We start from the raw sequence: 292 nt of genomic DNA, 5'->3' as shown, positions 1-292 counted from the left end.
CTGATCGGTGGTGAAAGTGGGACTGGTAAATCTGCCAGTCTCGCCAACCTCCGTGACCCGGAACGAGTGCTCTTTGCAAACTGTGAAGCGAACAAGCGTTTGCCGTTCAAGTCAAAGTTTGCTGAAGAGCCAATCACCGATCCTTATCAGATATTCGATCTGTTGGATCAGGTGATTGAACAGCCTGATGCCGTATCGGCATTCGTCATCGATACTGTGACATTCTTGATGAACATGTACGAGAGTGTCTATGTCATCGGTGCTGCAAACACTCAGAAAGCTTGGGGAGACT

Annotated in this window: 1 protein-coding gene; it reads left to right on the top strand. The window is 48.6% G+C overall.

Translation table 11 applies throughout. The features are described 5' to 3' along the window. On the top strand, positions 1–292 hold a 292-nt coding region (locus RMT89_RS42195; protein ID WP_315889055.1), incomplete at both ends, for a hypothetical protein.

This window comes from Streptomyces sp. P17, assembly GCF_032436805.1.
Taxonomy (GTDB): domain Bacteria; phylum Actinomycetota; class Actinomycetes; order Streptomycetales; family Streptomycetaceae; genus Streptomyces.
This window is presented reverse-complemented; position numbering and strand designations above follow the sequence as displayed.